General features: G+C 68.3%; 19 protein-coding genes. 3 read left to right on the top strand and 16 right to left on the bottom strand.

Features of this window, described 5'->3' with window-relative positions; genetic code table 11:
• Positions 1–48: 48 nt before the first annotated feature.
• The 5 genes from MAY35_RS04000 to MAY35_RS03980 form a co-directional block, all read right to left on the bottom strand.
• The gene (locus tag MAY35_RS04000) at positions 49–2,457 is read right to left on the bottom strand and encodes an excinuclease ABC subunit UvrA (protein WP_238419460.1); all 2,409 of its coding nucleotides are present in this window, start codon (positions 2,455–2,457) and stop codon (positions 49–51) included.
• 233 nt (positions 2,458–2,690) lie between these two features.
• Entirely contained in the window at positions 2,691–3,101 is a 411-nt protein-coding gene (locus MAY35_RS03995; protein WP_238419459.1) for a VOC family protein, read from the bottom strand.
• 19 nt (positions 3,102–3,120) lie between these two features.
• A complete protein-coding gene (locus MAY35_RS03990; RefSeq protein ID WP_238419458.1) occupies positions 3,121–3,552 on the bottom strand; it encodes a helix-turn-helix transcriptional regulator in 432 nt (143 codons plus the stop codon).
• 25 nt (positions 3,553–3,577) lie between these two features.
• The gene (locus MAY35_RS03985; RefSeq protein WP_238419799.1) at positions 3,578–5,242 is read right to left on the bottom strand and encodes a phospho-sugar mutase; all 1,665 of its coding nucleotides are present in this window, start codon (positions 5,240–5,242) and stop codon (positions 3,578–3,580) included.
• Positions 5,243–5,319: 77 nt separating this feature from the next.
• A complete protein-coding gene (locus MAY35_RS03980) occupies positions 5,320–6,549 on the bottom strand; it encodes a glucose-1-phosphate adenylyltransferase family protein (protein ID WP_238419456.1) in 1,230 nt (409 codons plus the stop codon).
• A gap of 99 nt (positions 6,550–6,648) precedes the next feature.
• On the opposite strand from MAY35_RS03980, the gene MAY35_RS03975 reads away from it, so the two are divergent.
• Entirely contained in the window at positions 6,649–7,770 is a 1,122-nt protein-coding gene (locus MAY35_RS03975; RefSeq protein ID WP_238419454.1) for an NAD(P)/FAD-dependent oxidoreductase, read from the top strand.
• A gap of 34 nt (positions 7,771–7,804) precedes the next feature.
• Here the strand turns inward: MAY35_RS03975 and MAY35_RS03970 are convergent, their stop codons facing one another.
• The 4 genes from MAY35_RS03970 to MAY35_RS03955 all read right to left on the bottom strand — a co-directional run bounded on the left by MAY35_RS03970 (position 7,805) and on the right by MAY35_RS03955 (position 10,315).
• A complete protein-coding gene (locus tag MAY35_RS03970; RefSeq protein WP_238419453.1) occupies positions 7,805–8,821 on the bottom strand; it encodes an oxygenase MpaB family protein in 1,017 nt (338 codons plus the stop codon).
• A gap of 244 nt (positions 8,822–9,065) precedes the next feature.
• Complete coding sequence (locus MAY35_RS03965) at positions 9,066–9,722, bottom strand: VOC family protein (protein ID WP_308192433.1); 657 nt, start codon at positions 9,720–9,722, stop codon at positions 9,066–9,068.
• Entirely contained in the window at positions 9,719–10,042 is a 324-nt protein-coding gene (locus MAY35_RS03960) for a hypothetical protein (RefSeq protein WP_238419452.1), read from the bottom strand. Before MAY35_RS03960 ends, MAY35_RS03965 begins: the two co-directional genes overlap by 4 nt.
• 51 nt (positions 10,043–10,093) lie before the next feature.
• Positions 10,094–10,315 (bottom strand): DUF3263 domain-containing protein, encoded by a 222-nt coding sequence (locus MAY35_RS03955; protein WP_238419451.1) that lies wholly within the window; start codon positions 10,313–10,315, stop codon positions 10,094–10,096.
• Here MAY35_RS03955 and MAY35_RS03950 point away from each other — a divergent pair.
• On the top strand, positions 10,314–10,463 hold the full coding sequence (locus tag MAY35_RS03950; RefSeq protein ID WP_238419450.1) for a hypothetical protein: 150 nt from the start codon (positions 10,314–10,316) through the stop codon (positions 10,461–10,463). The genes MAY35_RS03955 and MAY35_RS03950 overlap by 2 nt on opposite strands.
• A 58-nt stretch (positions 10,464–10,521) precedes the next feature.
• Here MAY35_RS03950 and MAY35_RS03945 read toward each other — a convergent pair whose 3' ends face one another.
• Both MAY35_RS03945 and MAY35_RS03940 read right to left on the bottom strand, forming a co-directional pair.
• A complete protein-coding gene (locus tag MAY35_RS03945) occupies positions 10,522–11,679 on the bottom strand; it encodes a DUF475 domain-containing protein (RefSeq protein ID WP_238419449.1) in 1,158 nt (385 codons plus the stop codon).
• Complete coding sequence (locus MAY35_RS03940; protein ID WP_238419447.1) at positions 11,676–11,957, bottom strand: hypothetical protein; 282 nt, start codon at positions 11,955–11,957, stop codon at positions 11,676–11,678. The genes MAY35_RS03945 and MAY35_RS03940 overlap by 4 nt, the downstream gene beginning before the upstream one ends.
• A 255-nt stretch (positions 11,958–12,212) precedes the next feature.
• Between MAY35_RS03940 and MAY35_RS03935 the strand changes: the two genes are divergently transcribed.
• The gene (locus tag MAY35_RS03935) at positions 12,213–12,557 is read left to right on the top strand and encodes an RNA polymerase-binding protein RbpA (protein ID WP_058250448.1); all 345 of its coding nucleotides are present in this window, start codon (positions 12,213–12,215) and stop codon (positions 12,555–12,557) included.
• 96 nt (positions 12,558–12,653) lie between these two features.
• On the opposite strand, the gene MAY35_RS03930 is transcribed toward MAY35_RS03935, so the two are convergent.
• From MAY35_RS03930 to MAY35_RS03910, 5 genes are all read right to left on the bottom strand, one after another.
• Positions 12,654–13,472, bottom strand: coding sequence for a polyprenol monophosphomannose synthase (locus MAY35_RS03930; RefSeq protein ID WP_238419446.1), 819 nt, complete (start codon positions 13,470–13,472; stop codon positions 12,654–12,656).
• Positions 13,456–15,126: an apolipoprotein N-acyltransferase gene (lnt, locus tag MAY35_RS03925; protein ID WP_238419445.1), complete on the bottom strand. Its 1,671-nt coding sequence runs from the start codon at positions 15,124–15,126 to the stop codon at positions 13,456–13,458. Before lnt ends, MAY35_RS03930 begins: the two co-directional genes overlap by 17 nt.
• On the bottom strand, positions 15,123–16,757 hold the full coding sequence (locus tag MAY35_RS03920; RefSeq protein WP_238419444.1) for an amidohydrolase: 1,635 nt from the start codon (positions 16,755–16,757) through the stop codon (positions 15,123–15,125). The genes lnt and MAY35_RS03920 overlap by 4 nt, the downstream gene beginning before the upstream one ends.
• Positions 16,758–16,793: 36 nt before the next feature.
• Entirely contained in the window at positions 16,794–17,297 is a 504-nt protein-coding gene (locus MAY35_RS03915; RefSeq protein WP_238419443.1) for an FxsA family protein, read from the bottom strand.
• Between the two features lie 149 nt (positions 17,298–17,446).
• Positions 17,447–21,214 (bottom strand): cobaltochelatase subunit CobN, encoded by a 3,768-nt coding sequence (locus MAY35_RS03910; RefSeq protein WP_238419442.1) that lies wholly within the window; start codon positions 21,212–21,214, stop codon positions 17,447–17,449.
• Between the last annotated feature and the right edge of the window lie 53 nt (positions 21,215–21,267).

Below are 21,267 nucleotides of genomic sequence, written 5' to 3'. Positions count from 1 at the left end.
TCCACAGTGACGATCGCAAGGCAGCTGCCGCACACATGGGTCGGTGACCTACGCCCCCACGTACTCGGCGAGGTGTTTGCCGGTGAGGGTCGAACCGTCGGCCACGATGTCGGCGGGTGTGCCCTCGAAGACGATTCGGCCGCCGTCGTGGCCCGCACCCGGCCCCAGGTCGATGATCCAATCGGCGTGCGCCATCACCGCCTGATGGTGCTCGATGACGATCACCGACTTGCCGGAGTCGACCAGGCGGTCGAGTAGGCCGAGTAGCTGCTCGACATCCGCCAGATGGAGACCCGTGGTCGGCTCGTCGAGGATGTAGACATCGCCCTTCTCCCCCATGTGGCTCGCCAGCTTCAGCCGCTGGCGTTCACCGCCGGACAAGGTCGTCAGTGGCTGACCGACCTTGATGTACCCGAGACCCACGTCGACCATCCGATGCAGAATCTTGTGTGCGGCGGGCAGTTTGGCGTCACCGTCGGCGAAGAACTCCTCGGCCTGGGCGACCGACATCTCGAGGACCTCGCTGATGTTCCGACCGCCGAGCGTGTAGTCGAGGACCTCGGCCTGGAAACGCCGGCCCTCACACACCTCGCACGGCGCGGCGACCCCCGCCATCATCGCGAGGTCGGAGTACACCACGCCCGCTCCGTTGCAGTTCGGGCACGCCCCCTCCGAATTCGCGCTGAACAGAGCAGGCTTCACGCCGTTCGCCTTGGCGAAGGCCTTTCGGATCGGTTCGAGGAGACCGGTGTAAGTCGCCGGGTTGGACCGTCGCGAACCCTTGATGGCGCTCTGGTCGATGGAGACGACACCATCCTGCTTGGCCACCGTCGAGTTGATCAGCGAGCTCTTGCCGGAACCTGCGACACCGGTGAGCACGACCAGCACCCCGAGGGGGACGTCCACATCAACGTCCCGGAGGTTGTTCGCGTCGGCGCCCCGAACCTCCAGATGTCCTCTCGGAGTGCGTACCTCGTCTTTGACGGCGGCGCGGTCCTCGAGGTGGCGGCCGGTCAGGGTGTCCGCAGCCCGCAACTCGTCGACCGTTCCCTCGAACACGATCTCGCCTCCGTCGGTACCGGCGCCCGGTCCGATATCGACGACGCGGTCGGCGATCGCGATGACCTCCGGCTTGTGTTCGACCACGAGAACCGTGTTGCCCTTGTCCCGCAGGGCGCGCAGGAGGTCGTTCATCCGGGTGATGTCGTGGGGGTGCAGACCGATCGACGGCTCGTCGAAGACGTAGGTGACATCGGTCAGGGACGACCCGAGGTGGCGGATCAGCTTGGTGCGCTGCGCCTCTCCGCCGGACAACGTGCCGGCCGGACGTTCGAGCGAGAGGTATCCGAGGCCGATGTCGACGAAGGCGTCGAGGTGCTCCCGCAGCGCGGCGATCAGCGGGGCCGTCGACGGATCGTCGATCTCGGCCACCCACTGCGCGAGATCGCTGATCTGCATGGCACACGCGTCGGCGATGCTGACGCCATTGATCTTCGACGCCCTGGCCTCCGCGGTCAGCCGGGTGCCCTCACAGTCGGGACAGGTCGCGAAGGTGATCGCCCGGTCCACGAAGGCCCGGATGTGCGGCTGCATCGCCTCACGGTCCTTGCTCAGCATCGACTTCTGGATCTTCGGGATCAGGCCCTCGAACGTGATGTTGATGCCCTCGACCTTGATCTTGGTCGGCTCCTTGTAGAGCAGGTCGTTGAGTTGCTTCTTGGTGAACTTCGCGATCGGCTTGTCGGGATCGAAGAAGCCACAGCCGCGGTAGATCCGGCCGTACCAGCCGTCCATCGAGTAACCGGGGATGGTGAGCGCGCCCTCGTTCAGCGACTTCGACGCGTCGTACAACGCGGTGAGATCGAAATCGGAGACGTCGCCACGCCCCTCACATCGGGGACACATGCCACCCGTGACCGAGAAACTGCGACGTTCCTTGACCTGCTGGCCGCCCTTCTCGATGGTCACCGCACCCGCACCGCTGATGGAGGCGACGTTGAACGAGAATGCCTGGGGCGAACCGACGTACGGAGTTCCCAGGCGGCTGAACAGGATTCGCAGCATCGCGTTGGCGTCGGTGGCGGTGCCGACCGTCGACCGGACGTTGGCGCCCATGCGTTCCTGGTCGACGATGATGGCGGTCGTCAGACCTTCGAGTACATCGACGTCGGGCCGTGCCATCGAGGGCATGAACCCCTGGACGAAGGCGCTGTACGTCTCGTTGATGAGTCGCTGTGATTCGGCGGCGATCGTGCTGAAGACCAGCGAGCTCTTCCCGGATCCGGACACCCCGGTGAACACCGTCAGGCGCCGCTTGGGCAGATCGACGTCGACGTTCTTGAGGTTGTTCTCCCGCGCCCCGTGGACCCGGATCCGGTCGTGCGTGTCAGCGGGGTGTGCCTCGGACTTCGAGGTTGCTGCTCGGGAGGTAGGCGGGGTGCGCGTTGCTCGGCTCATCGTCTCTCCATCGGGGCGGCGACCGACGGTGCGGGGTCGGCGCGGTGAACGGGATTCGGATCCGCGTGGCGAACGTGCGGACCCCCGATCGATCTAACCAGGGCGCGGGTCGACCCGGTGTCGTGTTCCTCAGTGTCATGGTCCTCAGTGTCATGGTCCTGAGCGGCTTGTTCCTCGAGGACCACCGCGTCGAGGGCTTCGGGCGGCGGGCATCGACCGGGACCGCACACGTCTCAGCTCGCCTGATCGATGCGGATGAGGTTGCCCGCGGGATCGCGGACGGCGGCATCACGGACGCCGTACGGCTGGTCCATCGGCTCCTGCACGATGTCGACGCCACTGGCCTGCAGCTTCTCGAACAGCCCGTCGAGATCGTCGGTGGCGAGGGTGACGGCACCGTAGCTGCCCTTGGCGATCAACTCGAGGATGGTCTGGCGTTCCTCATCGGTGATGCCGGGATCGGCGGCCGGCGGGTGCAGGACGATCGACGTTCCCGGCTGCCCCGGCGGGCCGACGGTGAGCCATCGCATGCCCTCGTAGCCGACGTCCTTGCGGAGTTCGAATCCGAGGAGGTCGCGGTAGAAGCCGAGCGCGGCGTCGCCGTCTGTGTGCGGGAGGAAGGTGTACTGGATGGTGATGTTCATGGGATCAGGCTAGGCAGTGTCAGCGACGCTGTGCTTCTCGATTCCTGATCGGTCTCGTGATGTTCTTCGCCAGACACGCCGGAATCCCGTCCGTGGCATCGGCGGACTGCTCGCGGTAGACCGTCGGCGGCACCCCGACGAGCTCGGTGAAGCGTGTGCTGAAAGTTCCCAGCGACGAACATCCGACCTCGAAACAGACCTCGGTGACACTGAGATCACCGCGGCGCAGCAGGGTCATCGCACGTTCGATGCGGCGGGTCATCAGATACGAGTACGGGGATTCGCCGTAGGTCTGGCGGAACTTGCGGCTCAGATGCCCCGCGGACATGTTGACCCCGCGCGCGAGCGCCTCGACGTCGAGCGGCTGGGCGTACTCGCGATCGATGCGGTCGCGAACCTGCCGGAGTAGGGTCAGATCCCGTAGGCGCTGGTCGGAGTCGGTGCGTGGCACACACCGATCGTAGTGCCGCTCCCCCTCAGACTCCGAGCAAAGCGGCGACATCGGTGGACAGCATCTCGAGGCGTCGTGCCGCCTCGTCGTGCGGTATCGCACCGTCCGGACAGTCGAGAACCACCTCGAGATAGCACTTCAGTTTCGGTTCGGTGCCCGACGGCCGCACGATCACCCGGTCGTCGGCAGCGGTGCGGACCACCATCGCGTCCGTGGGCGGAAGATCGCCCGAACCCGAAGCCAGATCGACGATCTCGACGACCGGCGAACCGGCGAGGTCGCCGATCTCCGCGGTCCGGAGCCGACGCATCATCGACGCGATCCGGCCGGTGTCCTCGACCCGGATGCTCATCGGCGCGGTGGCGTGGAGTCCGTGCCGACGTGCCAGCGCGTCGAGTGCGTCGGTGAGGGTGCGGCCGTCCCGGGCCAGGGACTCGACGAGGTCGATGACGCGGACCATCGCCCCGATCCCGTCCTTGTCACGAACGCTCTGCGGATCGGTGCAGTAACCGATGGCCTCCTCGTATCCGAAGCGCAATCCCGGGGTTCGTGCGATCCACTTGAAACCGGTGAGTGTGGCCGCGAACCGCAGATCGTGATGGGCGGCGATCTTTTCCAGCAGCCGGCTCGACACGACCGAGCACGCGAGTGTGTCGCCGTCGCGCGTCGGGTCCTGTGCGGCCTGCTCCCCCAGCAACCATCCGATCTCGTCACCGGTGAGCTGCCGCCACCCGTTGTCGCCGGCGGGCGTCGCGACCGAACACCGGTCCGCGTCGGGATCGAGAGCGATCACGACGTCGGCGCGCACGTCCCGGGCGAGGTCGAGCGCGAGGTCGAGGGCGCCCGGCTCTTCCGGGTTCGGGAACGCGACGGTCGGAAAGTCCGGGTCGGGAGCGAATTGCGCTGCGACGGTGTGGACGTCGTCGATCCCGGCGGATCGCAGAACCTCACGGGCCAGCGTTCCGCCGACGCCGTGCAGCGGCGTCAGCACGACGCGGACCGGGCAGGCTCCGGAGCCGGCACGCAGACCCGCGGTGCGGAGGATGTAGTCCCGCACGATGTCGTCGCCGGCGTCGATGACCGCGTCGCGATCCCGGGGGACCTCGTCCGCGGCAGGCGCCTGCGCTATCCGGTCCGCGATGTCGGCGTCGGCGGGAGAGATGATCTGCACGCCCCGACCCGACTCGTCGGTGGCCCGGCCACCGAGGTAGACCTTGTACCCGTTGTCGGCAGGCGGATTGTGCGACGCGGTGATCATCACGCCCGCATCGCAGTCGAGTGCGCGGGTGGCGTAGGCCGTCAGCGGCGTCGGCAGTCGCCGCGGTAGCGCGAACACGGTGAAGCCCTGAGCGGCAAGCACTTCCGTGGTGGCGTCGAAGAAGGCGTCGGAACCGTGCCGGGCATCGCAGCCGACCACGACACGAGCGTCGTGTCCGACGGTGTCGCCGAGGTACCGGGCGAGACCCGCCGTGGCGCGGGTGACGACCGCGACGTTCATGCGGCTCTCCCCCGCGCCGACCTCGCCGCGCAGACCGGCGGTCCCGAAAGTCAGGGGCCCCTGGAAACGCGACCCGAGGTCGGCGACGGCACCGGGGTCGCCGCCTGCTGCGGCGTCGATCAGTTCGGTGAGCCGCGCACGGGTGTCGGGGTCGGGGTCGTGGTCCCGCCACAGCCGCGCGGTCTCGAGGATGCTCGCTGCGCTGCCGGCGCCGGTGTCACTCGGCCCGCTCGCTCCGCTCCCGGCGCCGGTACCGATTTCGGTACCCGTCAACGGATCCGCCGGCCCGGCTCGACGCGATCACCGAGTGCGACGCGGGCGTTCCGCTGGATCTGGGTGTCCATGCCGACGAGCGTGATCTTCTCCGTCGGCACCGGCCGCGTGCGGGGGTGTCCGCCCACCGTCGCACCCGGCCCCACGCGCACCCGCTCATCGAGCACCGACCACGCGATCGACGCACCCGCACCGATGACCGCGTCGGCGAAGACGACCGAGTCGGCGACGACCGCACCCTTCTCCACGACGACGCCGGGCCCGAGAACGCTGCGACGAACGGTCCCACGGATGTGCGCACCACTGCTGACCAGACTGTCTTCGATGACCGCGCCCGACTCCACCCGTGCGGCCGGGCGTTGGGGCTGCCGGGTGAGGATCGGCCGGTCGGTCCGGAAGACGTCGAGCGACCCGGCGATCAGGTCGCGGTGCGCCTGCAGATACGTCTCCGGCCGACCCGCGTCGATCCAGTAACCGGGCATCGCATGCGCCACCGTCTTGCCACGATCGACGAACCATGGCAGGAGATGCTCGCCGAAATCGCCGAGGCCCGTGTCGTCGTCGGCTGTCCCGGCCGACGTCTGGCTCGCCAGATACTCCAGGCCCTCGATGAGGACCGCTGGGTCGTAGACGAAGATCTCGGTGGCGATCGTGCGTGTGGTCGCACGGTCCGGCTTGTACCGGAACTCGCGGACCGTGCCGTCCCGACGACTCGTCACCGTGGCGTGCTGCGTCGCTTCATCGAGGGGACAAGTGGTGGTGACGACGGTGCACTCGGCCTCACGGCGGCGGTGGGTCTCGATGGCGTCCCGGAAGTCGAAGTCGTAGACGTGGTCGGCACTCATCACGATCACCTCGGCGGGCCGCTGATCGGCGATCCGGTGGCGGATGCGGTACAGCAGATCGGCGTTACCGGTGGCGAATCCGTCCTCGGTCTCCGGTGCGTCGGTCTCCTCGGGCATCACGATTCGCAGCCCGCCGCTCGTGCGATCCAGGTCCCACGGACGCCCGCCGGCGACGAGCTCGGCGATCGTCTCCGCCTCGTACTGCACGCACAGCCACACATCGTCGATGTGACTGTGGTGCAGATTCGACAACGGAAAGTCGATGAGCTGATAGTTCCCGGCGAACGGGAGTGCCGGCTTGGCCCGCCGATCCGTCAGCACCTCCATCCGGGAGCCACGCCCACCGGCCTGCACGATCGCGAGAACATCTGAATGCCGCATCACCCCAGTCTGCCGCACGGCACCGCACATTCTCGGATAGCTTGGCTCCAGTCCCAGAAACCCCGACGCCGTTCGTGCCGTGATTCGAGAGGACCACCCGTGACCAAGACCGACTGCCTCGTCGTGGGTGGCGGCATCGTGGGTCTCGCCGTCGCACGAGCCCACGCACTGCGGGGGCTCGAGGTCGTCGTGCTGGAGGCCGCGGAAACCGTTGGCACACAGACGACATCGAGGAGCTCCGAAGTTCTCCACGCTGGGATCTACTATCCCCGGGGCAGCCTGAAGGCTCGCTTCTGCGTGCACGGCCGCGAACTGCTGACGCGATACTGCGACGACCACGGCGTGAAGCGCAGGCAACCCGGCAAACTGATCGTGGCCACCGACGACGCGCAAGTCGATCATCTCAACCACTTGATGCGTCTGGGCACCACCAACGGGGTCAGCGGCCTCCGACACATCGGGCCCGCGGAACTACGGGAGCGGGAACCGGCCGTGGCTGGTGCCGGCGCACTGTTCTCGCCGGCGACGGGCATCGTCGACGTCGACGGCATCGTGCGCGCGTTCCGGCGCGATCTCGAAGCCGCCGGGGGTGCGATCGCGTTGCGCAGCAGGGTGATCGGCGGTCGTGTCGATCGCGATGGGTTCACCGTGGAGACCACCAACGGCGACGCGACCGGTCGCATCCTCGTCAACTGCGCCGGGCTCGGCGCGTGGGACGTTGCCCGGTCGCTCGCCGGATTCGACGGCCCCATCCCGCCGCGCAGGCTGGCCAAAGGCAACTACTTCGGCTTGTCCGGCGCGCCCGCGCCCTTCCGCCACCTGATCTACCCCGTGCCGTCCGACGGTGGCCTCGGAGTGCACTTCACGATGGACCTCACCGGCGCGGCCAGATTCGGTCCCGATGTGGAATGGCTCGACGAGACAAGCTCGCCCGACGCCATCGACCACTCCGTCGACACCTCACGGGTGCAGGCATTCGAACACGCCATTCGCACCTACTGGCCCGAGATGCCCACGGACGCCCTGGTTCCGGCCTACGCGGGGGTTCGTCCCAAGGTCACCGGCCGGGGCGAACCCCCGGGCGACTTCGTCATCGCGGGACCGGAGACGCACGGTGTCGACGGGTTGGTCAACCTCTTCGGCATCGAGTCCCCCGGAATCACGTCGTCGATGGCGATCGGGGAACACGTCGTCGGGTTGGTCGCGCCCCCGACGACGTGACCAACCCGACGAAGAATGTTGTGACGCGGCGCGATCAGCCCTTCGTCGACGAGTACTGGTAGGCGGCGCTGGCCTGCTCGCGCACCTTCATGGCCTGGATCGCGTCGTGGTGGCGACGCGCGTGATACGCGAGCGGGAAGTAGGTCAGCCGCTCGGGAAGCGTGCGGTAGGCGAACCGCAGGTTGCGATGAATCCGCTCGAGATGACGTTGTTCGGCGTCGGTCCAGGTCAGCCCGAGGATCTCGCGGACGCGAGGGTCCATCACGCCGACGGTGGTGAGGTAGTTGAAGTTCTGGAACGGCACCGATGCGGTGGCTGCCACCTTCTTGACCGCGGGACGCAGCGCCTTGGGCACCGACTTCGGGATAACGGGGGCCGCGCGCATCTGGTCGATCAGTTCCAGCGCGACGGGGTGGCGGACCAGCTTGTTCTCGATGAAATCGTCGAAGTACTCGTCGAACTCCTCGAGAGTCTCCGGGTAACCCTTCATCGGCACCTGGACGATCTTGGCGATCCGGCGGTTGTCGCGCAGGAGTTCTTTGCGTTCGTCGAGGGTGAAGTGACGGCCGAGAACCAGTGGCGCCGCGGTCTCGATCGTGGGAAACGCCGTGGCGATGACCCAGGCATACGCCTCGGGATTCAGCGCGCTGATGTGCTTGCCCTCGGCATTTCGCATCTGCAGCGGCTGATGGAGCTTGCGCAGGCGTTTGCCCTCCTCGAGCGCCTCCTGGCCCCCGTAGGTCCAGCGGAGCACCGAGTCGGCCGACCGGATGGCCCGTCCGACGGGGTCGGTGCGGAAGACCGAGTACTTGCCGACCACGTCGCCGATGACCGGGTGCATCACCTGCATGACGAAAGCCGCACCGTTGATCGGCAGGAAGGTGTACATGCCGGTGAGCTTTGCGGTGAGCGACTCCGGCGGGATCAGCTCGATCTCGTCGTCCCGATGATTCAGCAGCGGCTCGGCGGGTGCGGTCTTCTCGGCGACCGGCGCGTCCGGTTCGGCAGCAGTGAGATCGGTCGCTGTCGGTTCTTCGTGTACCGCGGTCATGGTGCCCCCAACGTCGTTCTCGGCAGAGTGTATTTCGACAACATTTGTAGTCAGATTAGCGCAGCAGGGTACGAAAACCCACCGTTTGCCGGTTTTCGGGTTCGGGGCGTTCGGAATCGATCGAGGGTGACGAGGGGGCCGGACCGTCAGTCGACGGGTCCGATGACCACCGTGCGGGTGGCAAGGTCGCGGTCGCGCACCGTGAAGATACGGGTGCCCTTCTTGCGACCGGTACGTACTTCGCTCAGGTCGACCCCGCCTCGGTCAGGCGCGCGTGGGAGGCGTCGACATCACTCGAACGCCACGCCACACCCCACAGCACGACCGACGGCTCGGTGGCCGACTGCGGGTTCGGGGTGGCGACCACCTCGACGATCAGGTCGTCGCGCCGGAAGAACAGCTGACGACTGTCTGCGACCGTCGCGCTCGGGGCGATCTGCTGATCGAGCCGAAAGTCGAGATCGAAGGTGCCCGCGAACAGTGCGACCGCGGCATCGCGGTCGTCGCAGGTGAACACGAGGTGGTCGAGTCCGGTGAGATCCCCACCGGTCTCGGCCGGAGCCTGTCGACCGGTCACCCCGAGTCGAGGCCGGTCGGCGATCAGTCCGAGCGGTGAGGTGCTCACCGGATGGTTGCGGCGCCTGAGCAGACGCCCGAAGGCCGCGACGTCATCGACGGTGAAGTACACGTCGTGCGCGGTGCGCATTTCCGACGATTCCCGTGCAGTGGGCCCGAGGTGGAGTGCGGTGTTGCCGACCGTCACGCCGGATCGTTGGTCTCCATCGGCGGGCGACACGACCACCGGCCGGCCCAGGAGCCGTCGGTACGCAGCGGCCGACGACGCCGGCTCGGCACACACGAGGTCGACGAGGACGAGGGGCCCGGAAGACGCAGGAGTCACCGCTTCTTCTTACCCTTCCGACGCCGCACAGACGGCGGCGGGACCCGACGGTGGATCAGTTGCGCCGAACTGGTGATGTGCCAAGCCCCACAACTGCATTCGTAGTACCGGAGGTCCGGGGCGGTGCCAACGAGGTGCCGCCGGAGGCGATCGATGCCGTCCCGCGCGTCCGCGGGCGAGGCGAACGGCAGCTTGTCGGGCGTTGGGCAGGCCGGGTAGTCGACGCCCCCACGGCGTCTGCGCCGCGGCTGATTCTGCGATGCGGTGCGTGCCTCGATCTCGCGGTAGAACGATTCGAGATCGTCGTCGGAGAAGGGCACCGCCCGATTATCCCCCGCGCCGGTGATCGGCCGAACTCGGCGTGGCAGGCGTCAGCGTGCCATCCACAGCCGACGACGGATGACCTCACGCATGCGGCGGAGCTCGGCAGCGCTCAGTGCTGCGGGCGGGTCGGCGTCGACCAGTCGGTTGACCTCCGAGAAGAAGTCTCGATCGGTCAGGCCGAACTCCTCGACGATCTGTCGCGAGGAGCCACCTCCCAGCGGATACCAGTCCGTCTCGAACCGGATCATCTGCTGCTGCTTGCTGTCCATGAACACCACCGAATCTGCGTTTCCGACCTACTACCCGGACGTGCTGTCGCGGACCCGTCTGGCTGTGGCCACCGCGGTGATGCACGTCACCGACGCCGTTATTTGTACACCGGTCGGACGACAGAAAACAGGCGGCAGCGCAGAGTGATTCCAAACATCCCGCCGACGTTCATCTCGGGTTCGGCAGCCGCGGGTTAGCGGGGTCCTCAGACGCCGACCCGGTTGTCCTGCCGAGCTCGCGCATCCCGCCGATTCGCGTGAATGCTGCTCGCCAGCGACGCTCCGATGAAGGCCACGCCGACGAGCCCGGTGATGACCTCGTTGATCTCGACCTCGATGCTGATCAGCAGGATCACGGCCAGGGCACCGATCGCCCAATGCGCACCGTGCTCCAGGTACCGGTACTCCCCCAGCGTTCCCTTACGGACCAGGTAGATGGTGATCGATCGCACGAACATCGCGCCGATGAAGCCCAGCCCGAGCGCGATGATGATCGGGTCCGAGGTGATCGCGAACGCGCCGATGACCCCGTCGAAGGAGAACGACGCATCGAGTACCTCGAGGTAGAGGAACAGGAAGAACCCGGCCTTTCCGGTCGCGACCGTGACGGGAGTCGGCCCGGCCCGGCCCGACTGTGTCCGTTCACCGGCATCCGAACCCTCACCTCCACCGGCGTCGTCTCCGCCCTCGGTGCCCTCGGGGGCATCCGACATGAACAGCGCGCTCAGTCCGTCGACCGTGAGGTAGGTGATCATGCCGAGGATCCCGGCGATCAGGACCGTGGCGCGGATCTCGTCGGGGGCGAGGTACTCGGCGGCGAGCACCAAGGCCCCCGCGGCGAGGACGACTGCCAGCTGGTCGAGTTTTCCGAGCGTGGCCAGGGGGCGTTCCAGCCAGGTCAGCCACGTCATCCGCCGTTCGGTGAGGACGAAGTTCAGGAACAGCAGCAGGAGGAACATCCCACCGAAGGCGGCGATCTGTGGGTGGGCGTCGGTCAGGATCGTCTCGTAGCTCGGCTGCCCGTCGGCGAAGTGTGTCTGGTCTTCCGGCGGCGGGTTCATCGCGAGGTCGAGCGCCTCGACGGGGTTGAGGTTCCCGGTCACCCAGACGATGAGCAGCGGGAACAGCAGACGCATGCCGAAGACGGCGATGAGCACGCCGACCGTGAGGAACATGCGCTGCCAGAACGCGCTCATCCGTTCCAGGATCGTCGCGTTGATGACGGCGTTGTCGAAGGACAGCGACACCTCGAGGACGCCGAGGATCGCGCACAGGGCGAGTCCGGTCCAGCCGAGGTAGAGGTAGGCGATCGCCATCGCGATCAGGGTGACGACCAGCGACGGGCCGAAGATCCGCGCGATCATCGGAGCTTCTCGGCATCACGGGCGAGGTCGAGAAGTGTCTCGGCCAGACCGGCGAGGACGTCGTGGTCGGCGCGTTCGGACACCGCCGTCCCGAGGTCCTCGGCGGCGCAGCGCAGTGCGAACATCCGGTCCCCGAAGTCGGCCGCCTCCGCCGACGAGAGGATGACGGCGTCGGCGGGAATGGATGTGCCCTCCAGCAGCGTTCTCTGTTCGTACGCGCGCTGCCTGCAGGAACGCTTGCAATACTTGCGCCGACGCCCCAGTTCGGAGTCGACCATCGTGCGGCCGCACCAGGCGCACGCGTATGGCCTACGGCGGTGAGGGGAGCCAGGTTCCACACCGAGACCGTACCGCGCAACCCCCTGACCGGAGCCGCGCGACAACACGGAACGTCGCCGATGGCGATGTCGCGCACGAAAGCGCGTAGAATGTCTCTGTTGACGACTCAGTCGTGCGTTCCGACGCACGCGGAGGAAGCAACAGAGATTTCCCGGCAGACCGAGAAATCCGACGAAGCTGAGAGGAATCCTTTCATGGCAGATCGAGTACTTCGGGGTAGCCGCCTCGGCGCGGTGAGCTACGAGACCGATCGCGACCACGACCTCGCGCCACGACGCATCGTCCAGTACCGCACCGACAACGGCGAGATCTTCGATGTGCCGTTCGCCGATGACGCGGAGGTCCCGTCGAAGTGGCCGTGCAAGAACGGTATGGAGGGCACCATCCTCGAGGGCGCCGAGCCCGAGGAGAAGAAGACCAAGCCGCCGCGCACGCACTGGGACATGCTGCTCGAACGACGCAGCGAGGAAGAGCTCGAGGTGCTGCTGAACGAGCGGCTCGACCTGCTCAAGCAGCGTCGCAAGGGCATCACCAACTGACACCGTCGCCCGCAAAGGCATCGACCCGGCAGGAGTTCCTGCCGGGTCGATTCTTGTCTGGGCCCGTTCCAACCCGTGTCCGGGTTATGCCGGACGCTACCGGGAGTTGACGAGGCCCCAGCGTTCGAGTCGGCTCTGCACACCCCAGCGGGCGACCATCGTGAACGCCTCCGACATCACGCCCCCGCTCATCTTGGAGACGCCGATCTCGCGCTCGGTGAACGTGATGGGCACTTCGCGTACGTCGAATCCGGCGCGCACGGTGCGCCAGGCGAGATCGATCTGGAAGCAGTAGCCGGCCGACTCGACGGAGTCGAGTTCGATCTTCTCCAGGACGATGCGCCGATACGCGCGGAAGCCTGCGGTGATGTCGTGCACGCGGGCGCCGAGCGCGAGCCGGGCATAGGTGTTGGCGCCGCGGGAGAGGAACTCCCTCCGCTTGGGCCAGTTGACGAGCTTGCCCCCCGGCACGTATCGGGAGCCGATGACGAGGTCCGCGCCGTCGTTGATGGCGTCGAACAGACGGTGCAGCTGCTCGGGGGCGTGGCTGCCGTCGGCATCCATCTCGACGATGACCGAGTAGTCGCGGCCGAGTCCCCAGGCGAAGCCTGCCAGGTAGGCCTTGCCGAGGCCGTCCTTCTCCACCCGGTGGAGGACGTGCACCCGTTCGGTCTCGTCCGCGCGCGCCAGTCCGTCGGCGATCTCGCCGGTCCCGTCCGGGCTCGAGTCGTCGACGACCAGCACATGGGCACCGGGCAGCACATCTTGCAGACGCGCGACGATGAGCGGCAGGTTGTCGCGCTCGTTGAACGTCGGTACGACGACCAGCGCGCCCGTACCGTCTCCACCGACCACGCGTTGCGGCGGGTCGTCGGGCAGCCGCTGCCCTGCCGTGGCGTCAATCCCCGATGCCATCGAGCTCCTTCGTTGTCCCGGTCGCCGGTGCGGCGGCCGTACGTGGTCTGAGTGAGAACCTAGTACGCGAGCGCAGCGCAAACAAAAGCCCGGCCAGTGCCGCGACGATCGCCACGACCTCCGGCCACGGGCCCAGACGGGTCGCGACGGTCGTGTCGCCGTGCAGCGGAAGTCGCGCGGTGAGGACATCGGCGGTGAACACGCCGGACTGTCGGGTGATCGATCCGTCCGGGTTGATGATCGCGCTCACACCGCTGGTGGCGGCCACGACGACCGACCGGCCGTGCTCGACGGCACGCACCTGTGACATGGCCAACTGCTGGTAGGTCATCTCGGTGCGCCCGAAGGTCGCGTTGTTGGTCGGCACGAACAGCATCTGCGCGCCTTCGCGCACCGACTGTCGGGCCGCGCGATCGAAAGCGATCTCCCAGCACGTGGCGACCCCGACGGTGACCTCGCCGGAACGTCCCGGCACCTCGACCACTGCCGGCCCGGTACCCGGGCGGAAGTCGCCCGCCATGTCGGCGTACGACGAGAAGAGCCGGAAGAACGACCGCCACGGCAGGTATTCGCCGAACGGCTGGACGATGTGTTTGTCGTAACGGTCGACCGGCCCCTGGCGGCCGTCCCACACCAACACCGAATTGGTGGGTCGGCCGTCGGGGTTGCGGATCAGCGTGCCGACCAGGATCGGCGCGTCGACCGCCTCGGACGCCGCGGTGATCTCCGCGGCCGCGTCGGCGTTGTCCAGCGGCGAGATGTCCGACGCGTTCTCGGGCCACAGAACGAAATCGGGCTGATTGGTGCGACCGGCGTCGATGGCCTTGCCGTAGGCGAGTGTGGCGCGCACATGGTTGTCGAGGACTGCGCGTCGCTGAGCGTTGAAATCGAGACCGAGTCGCGGGACGTTGCCCTGCACCGCGCCGATACGGGCCGACGACGTCGCGATGTTGCGGTCCACGGTGGCCGGGGTCAGGGCGATCGCAGCCATCGGGGCCAGGAGCGCGATGGCGACCGCGAGCGTGGCGACCCGCACGACCCCCGACGAGCCCTCCCCCGCCCGCGGTGGGTCGACGGACTCGGTGGGGGCATCGATGCCCGGAGCGCGCCGGTACGCGCGGACGAGGATCACGACCAGCCAGACGACCGACGATCCGAACAACGCGACCCCGGCGGAGAGCCCGGGCGCGCCCAGGACCGAGGCGAGGGGCAGCAGCGGACCGTCCACCTGACTGAACGCCGCCCTGCCCCAGGGGAATCCGCCGAACGGGAACGCGGATCGCAGTGCTTCGACGAGCACCCACGACAGCGTGAACCACACCGGCGGAACGGGCAGCCGCATCGTGAGCGTTGCGATGGCCCCGAACACCGCGAGATACACCGACAGCACCACCGCCAGGGCCAACCAGGGCAGGGGCCCGACGTAGACGCCGATCCACGGCAGCAGCGGCACGAAGAACGCGAGACCGAAGACGAACCCGACCCAGCCTCCCGTGCGGATGCGCGGAGAACCGACGAACAGGGCGGCGAACAACAGACCGAGTCCGACGACGGCCAGGAACCACCAGTTGCGCGGCGGGAAGGCGGCCCACATCGCCAGGCCGGCCACGACCGCGGTGCCGCTACGGACGAGCCACCTCGAGGAGAAGGTCATCCGGCGTCCCGGTCGTGGAGAACCCGCCCGCGATGCACGGTGCGCACGCAGCGTGGCAGTGCCGCGCCGAGCGAGACGTCCGGCAGTGCGGGCACACGGGAGCGAGGGTCGGTGGACCAGCGCTGGACCTTCTCATGGGAGCCGGCCACCACGAGGTCGTCGACCTCCCAGATCGCGTAGCTGGCGGGCGCACCGGGCGTGAGTGTGCCGGTGACGCCGTCGTTGACACCGCCCGCACGCCAGCCGCCCCGCGTCGTCGCCGCGAAGGCGCCGCGTGCGGAGATCGCGTTGGTCGGCTGGTGGTGATGCACCGCAGCCCGGATCGTCGACCACGGATCGATGGCCGTGACCGGCGCATCCGACGAGAATGACAGGGCGACACCGGTTTTCGCGAGCATGGCGAAATCGTTCAGGGTAGCCGCCCGGGCCGGGCCGAGCCGCGCGTCGTACAGGTCGCCCGGGCCTCCCCACTCGGCGTCGAAGAGCGGTTGCATGCTGGCGATGACACCGCAGCGAGCGAGAACGGCGGCGTCCTGCGCGGTGACCATCTCCGCGTGCTCCAGCCGATGCGCGCAGCGTGCGAGTGCCGGGGTGCCGAGCTCCTCGGCGAGTTCGGTCAGGGCTGTGACGACGACGCCGGTGGCCGCGTCGCCGATGACATGGAAACCCGCCTGGATGCCGGCGAGCGTGCACGCACGCAGGTGATCCCGGATCTGGGTGGCGTCGAGGTAGTTGATGCCGCAGGTGTGGGGATCGTCGGTGTAGGGCTCCGACAGCCAGGCGGTGTGGGATCCGATCGCCCCGTCGATGAACAGGTCACCGCCGAGCGCGTCGGCGCGGGTGATCGACATCAGCTCGCGGGCGTGGTCGGGGTCGGAGACGGCCTGGCCCCAGTAGCGCCGGATCTCGACGGGATGGTCGAGCTCGCCGAGTGCGAGGAAATCGTCCATGCCGCTGATGTCCGGTCCGCCGTTCTCGTGCACGGCGACGACCCCGTGGGCCGCGGCGAGATCGAGCGCGCGACGCTGGGCGCGTTCCCGGTGGGCGGCGGTCACGAGCAGTCGGGCGGCACCGCGGACCAGATGGTGGGCCTCTGCGACGAGCGGGTCCTCGGGGTGATGGCCGACGGCGTCGGCAAGATCCGGGATGAGGCGGCGCAATGCCGTGGACGCCACCGCGGAATGCTCGTCGACCCGCGCGAGGTAGACCGGCCGGTTTCCGACGATGGCGTCGAGCTCGGTGGTCGTCGGATACCGACCGTCGGCCTCCTCGGGTCCCTGCCAGGTCGAGTCGTCCCAACCCAGACCCCAGAGGAGCTCACCCGACTCGGCGTCGGAGCCGGCGGCGACCGCCTTCTCGACCAGCCGCAGACAGTGCGTGCGACTCGACGCCTCGTTGAGGGTCAAACCGTCGAGACCGAGGCCGGTCGAGGTCAGGTGAACGTGCGAGTCGACGAAGCCGGGGCTGACGAACATTCCGTCGAGGTCCACGATCTCGGCATCGGGGTGCAGTGCGCGTCCGACGTCGTCGGTCCCGACCCAGACGACGGTGCCATCGGTGACGGCCATCGCGGTCGCGTCGGGCGCGGCGGGTGAGTACACCGCACCGCCCAGGAGCAATTGGGTTGCCACGATCGTTCAGTGTGCCTTGCAGCCCGGCGGTCGACCTCAGTGACCCTGCGGGAGCCTGGGAACGCCCGGCTGTGCTCCGGGGCCGCCGTGCCCGGTGGTGTCGGATTCCACCACCGAACCCTCGACGACCGTCGCGCCACGTCCGTAGAGCCCGGTGGCGTACATGCCGGCGCGGTCCATCGCGGTGGCGACCCGCCGTTCGCCCGCGGCCAGCACGACGGGGCGCAGCACGCGTCGGGTGGGGGGGAACAGCAGGAGGATTCCGGCCGCGGTGGTGACAACCCCGGGCACGATCAGCAGCAGGGTCGACGCCGCGACGAGTGCGGTGTCGGCGAGCGGGGCGCGTGCGTCGACCTCGTTGCGGGCGGCCCGGCCGAGCTCACCGAACACCTTGCGGCCCTGCCACTGCAGGGTGAGCAGGCCGATGACGACGGCCGCGATGCTGATCAGCACCGCCCAACCGAAGCCGAGGGTCATGACCATCGCTACGAAAGCGGCGATCTCCAGCACTGCGTAGACAGCGAGGTAGCGGAGAGCCATGGTGCTTCACCTGTCCTTCGGTACCGATGCGGTACCCGTTGACGTCTGCGTTCTTCTGGTCAACGAACGAGATGCCGGATTTTCTCCCGAGGGCTTCGACAGGCTCAGCCGGCGGAACGAGACCGGCCAGCCGGCGGAACGAGTCGGGCTCAGCCGGCGGAGGTGTCCTCGCCCCGGCCCTCGATGTCTCCCTCGGTCTGCAGGTAGACACTGCGCAGCGCATCGAGCAGTTCGGCGGGTGGTTCGCGCCACATGTCGCGCTCGACGGCTTCGAGCAGACGCTCCGCGATGCCGTGCAGCGCCCACGGATTCGATTGCTGCATGAACTGCTGGTTGGTCTCGTCGAGCACGTAGGACTCGGTGAGCTTCTCGTACATCCAGTCGGCGACCACGTCCGTGGTCGCGTCGTAGCCGAAGAGATAGTCCACCGTGGCGGCCATCTCGAACGCACCCTTGTAGCCGTGGCGTTGCATCGCCGAGATCCACCGCGGGTTGACGACGCGGGCGCGGAAGACCCGCGAGGTCTCCTCGGACAGCGTGCGGGTGCGGACCGAATCGGGACGCGTGCTGTCACCGATGTAGGCCTCCGGCGACTTCCCGGTGAGCGCTCGCACCGTGGCCACCATCCCGCCGTGGTACTGGAAGTAGTCGTCGGAGTCGGCGATGTCGTGTTCGCGGGTGTCGGTGTTCTTCGCGGCGACGGCGATCCGCTTGTAGGCGGCGCGCATGTCGTCGACGGCCGGTACGCCGTCGAGGTCGCGGCCGTAGGCGTAACCACCCCATTCGGTGTAGACGCGGGCCAGGTCCTCGTCACTGCGCCACTCGCGCGAGTCGATCAGTTGGAGGATCCCGGCGCCGTACGTGCCGGGCTTCGAGCCGAAGACGCGGGTGATCGCTCGGCGCCGGTCACCGTGGTCGGTCATCGCGGCGCGCACATGGGCGGCGACGAAGTTCTGCTCGTCGGGTTCGTCCGCGGCGGCGGCCAGCGCGACGGCGTCGTCGAGCATCGTCACCACGTGCGGGAAGGCGTCCCGGAAGAACCCGGAGATGCGGACGGTGACGTCGATGCGCGGGCGTCCGAGTTCCTCGAGGCCGATGAGCTCCAGCGAGGACACACGGCGCGACATCTCATCCCAGACGGGCATGACGCCGAGCAGTGCGAGCACCTCCGCGACGTCGTCACCCGAGGTGCGCATCGCGCTCGTCCCCCACACCGAGAGCCCCACCGATGGCGGGTACTCGCCGTGGTCGGTGAGATAGCGCTCGAGCAGTGAATCGGCCATCGCTCGACCGGTTTCCCACGCGAGTCGCGACGGCACCGCCTTGGGGTCCACCGAGTAGAAGTTGCGGCCGGTGGGCAGCACGTTGATGAGTCCCCGCAGTGGCGAGCCGCTCGGCCCGGCCGGGATGAAGCCGCCGTTCAGTGCGTGCAGCACGCGGGGCACCTCGCCCGTGGTCTGACGCAGGCGCGGGACCACCTCGGTCGCGGCGAAGCGGAGCACGTCGCCCACCGCGTCGGGCAGGCCGCGGGTGGCCTCGGCGACGGCGGTCGCCGACCAGTCGTCCTTCGCGCACGCCGCGACGAGTTCGCGCGCCTGGACCTCGACCGCGTCGACGGTGTTGCGTTCGGCCGACCCGTCCTCGACGAGTCCGAGGGCCTCGCGCAGGCCCGGTAGCGCGGACGTCCCGCCCCACAACTGGCGGGCCCGCAGCATCGCGAGCACGAGGTCGACCTCGGCGTCGTCGCGCGGCGGTTCGCCCAGGACGTGCAGGCCGTCGCGGATCTGGACGTCTTTGATCTCGCAGAGCCAGCCGTCGACGTGCAACAGCATGTCGTCGAAGACCTCTTCGTCGGGGCGTTCGGTCAGCCCGAGGTCGGAGTCCATCTTCGCCGCGGTCAGCAGCGTCCAGATCTGCTGTCGGATGGCCGGCAGTTTCGCCGGGTCGAGTGCGGAGATGTTGGCGTGTTCGTCGAGCAGTTGCTCGAGACGTGCGATGTCGCCGTAGGATTCGGCCCTCGCCATCGGCGGGATCAGGTGATCGACCAGCACCGCATGCGCGCGCCGTTTGGCCTGGGTGCCCTCCCCCGGGTCGTTGACGAGGAACGGGTAGACCAGCGGCAGGTCGCCGAGCGCGGCGTCGGAACCGCAGTTCGCCGACATCCCCAGGTTCTTGCCGGGGAGCCACTCGAGGTTGCCGTGCTTGCCGACGTGCACGATCGCGTCGGCGCCGAAACCGGTGTCGTGGGCGGCCAGCCATCGGTACGAGGCCAGGTAGTGGTGCGACGGCGGCAGATCGGGATCGTGGTAGATCGCAACGGGGTTCTCGCCGAAGCCACGCGGCGGCTGCACCATGATCGCGACGTTGCCGAATGTCAGTGCCGCGATGACGATGTCGCCATCGGGATTGTGTGTGCGATCGACGAAGAGCTCGCCGGGCGCGGGACCCCAGTGCTCGGTGACGGCCTCGCGCAGACCCTCGGGCAGGGTGTCGAACCAGGTGCGATAGTCGTGGGCTGACAGCCGGATCGGATTGGCCGCCAGGGTCTCCTCGGTCAGCCAGTCGGCATCCTGACCGCCGGTGGCGATGATCTCGTGGATCAGCTTGTCCGAATCGTCTTCGGCGAGACCGGGAATGGCCTCGGGTCCCACCTCGGGCCCGATGTCGTAACCGGCGTCGCGCATCGCGGCGAGCAGGCGCAACAGGCTGCGCGGGGTGTCGAGGCCGACGGCGTTGCCGATCCGTGCGTGTTTGGTCGGATACGCCGACAGCATGACCGCGATCCGCTTGTCCGCGGCCGGTGTCCGACGCAGCCGGGCGTGGGCGGTGGCGATGCCCGCCACCCGCGCGCAACGCTCGAGATCCGGCTGGTACCAGGGCAATCCGTCGTCATCGAACTCCTTGAAGGAGAACGGCACGGTGATGATGCGGCCGTCGAACTCGGGCACGGCGACCTGTGTGGCGACGTCGAGCGGCGACAGGCCGTCGTCGCTGTCGTCCCAGTCCGCGCGCGACCCGGTGAGGCACAGGCCCTGCAGGATCGGGACGTCGAGTGCGGCGAGCCGTTCGATGTTCCACGCGTCGTCGTCGCCGCCGGCCGATGCGGTCGCCGGGGTGGCGCCGCCAGCGGCCAGCACGGTGACCACGAGGGCGTCGGCGGTGCCGAGCAGCTCGAGAAGGTCGTCGGGCGCGGTGCGCAGCGAGGCGCAGAAGATCGGCAGCGCTCGCGCGCCCTTCGCCTCGATGGCGTCGCAGAGCGCGTCGATGTAGCGGGTGTTGCCCGCCAGATGCTGGGCGCGGTAGTAGAGGACCGCGATGGTCGGGGCGTCGGAGTGGGGCCCTTCGAGGCTCGTCGCTTGCGCTCCTCGCACCTCAGGGATCGGGGAACGCCCGGCTTGCGCTCCTCGCACCTCAGGGATCGGAGAACGCCCTGCCTGCGCTCCTCGCACCTCAGGGATCGGGGTGCGTTCGAGCACTCCCCACGCGGGGGTCTGCTGCGGGGGTTCGAAGCCGTTGCCCGTGAGCAGGACGGTGTCGGACAGGAAGTGGTGCAGGTTGACCAGGTTCGCGACACCGCCCGCGGCGAGATAGTCGTGGGCCTGCGTGGCGACGCCCGCGGGCACCGTGGAGTGCGCCATGAGATCGGGGTCCGGCTGCTGCTCGCCGGAACACACGACGAGCGGCTTCCCGGTCGCCTCGACCGCGGCGAGCCCGTCTTCCCAGGCCCGCACGCCGCCCAGGATGCGCACGACGATCAGGTCGGCGTCCGCGGCCAGGCCGGCGATGTCGTCGATCAGGATGCGCGACGGGTTGGCCCCGCGGTACGCGACCGGGGCGAGTGCCGAACCGGGTTCCGGGTCGTGCGCGGCCGAGGCCGTCAGCAGATCTGTGTCCGAGGTCGAGAGCAGCAGAATCATCGTGTCTCCTCGCCGGGTTGTCGCGCCCGGGTGCGTGTCGTGCCGTGTGGCGG

It is taken from the genome of Gordonia sp. 'Campus' (assembly GCF_022206305.1).
GTDB lineage: Bacteria > Actinomycetota > Actinomycetes > Mycobacteriales > Mycobacteriaceae > Gordonia.
The sequence above is the reverse complement of the archived record's forward strand: the minus strand, read 5'-3'. Positions and strand labels throughout refer to the sequence as shown.

Excerpts from the sequence above, each read along its gene's own strand:
- MAY35_RS03950 (WP_238419450.1), top strand. The coding sequence starts at position 10,314 with ATGAACACCACCGAATCTGCGTTTCCGACCTACTACCCGGACGTGCTG.
- MAY35_RS03980 (WP_238419456.1), bottom strand. The coding sequence starts at position 6,549 with ATGCGGCATTCAGATGTTCTCGCGATCGTGCAGGCCGGTGGGCGTGGC.
- MAY35_RS03970 (WP_238419453.1), bottom strand. The coding sequence starts at position 8,821 with ATGACCGCGGTACACGAAGAACCGACAGCGACCGATCTCACTGCTGCC.
- lnt (WP_238419445.1), bottom strand. The coding sequence starts at position 15,126 with ATGACCTTCTCCTCGAGGTGGCTCGTCCGTAGCGGCACCGCGGTCGTG.
- MAY35_RS03955 (WP_238419451.1), bottom strand. The coding sequence starts at position 10,315 with ATGGACAGCAAGCAGCAGCAGATGATCCGGTTCGAGACGGACTGGTAT.
- MAY35_RS04000 (WP_238419460.1), bottom strand. The coding sequence starts at position 2,457 with ATGAGCCGAGCAACGCGCACCCCGCCTACCTCCCGAGCAGCAACCTCG.
- MAY35_RS03930 (WP_238419446.1), bottom strand. The coding sequence starts at position 13,472 with ATGGCATCGGGGATTGACGCCACGGCAGGGCAGCGGCTGCCCGACGAC.
- MAY35_RS03910 (WP_238419442.1), bottom strand. The coding sequence starts at position 21,214 with ATGATTCTGCTGCTCTCGACCTCGGACACAGATCTGCTGACGGCCTCG.
- MAY35_RS03945 (WP_238419449.1), bottom strand. The coding sequence starts at position 11,679 with ATGATCGCGCGGATCTTCGGCCCGTCGCTGGTCGTCACCCTGATCGCG.
- MAY35_RS03940 (WP_238419447.1), bottom strand. The coding sequence starts at position 11,957 with ATGGTCGACTCCGAACTGGGGCGTCGGCGCAAGTATTGCAAGCGTTCC.
- MAY35_RS03935 (WP_058250448.1), top strand. The coding sequence starts at position 12,213 with ATGGCAGATCGAGTACTTCGGGGTAGCCGCCTCGGCGCGGTGAGCTAC.
- MAY35_RS03915 (WP_238419443.1), bottom strand. The coding sequence starts at position 17,297 with ATGGCTCTCCGCTACCTCGCTGTCTACGCAGTGCTGGAGATCGCCGCT.
- MAY35_RS03995 (WP_238419459.1), bottom strand. The coding sequence starts at position 3,101 with ATGAACATCACCATCCAGTACACCTTCCTCCCGCACACAGACGGCGAC.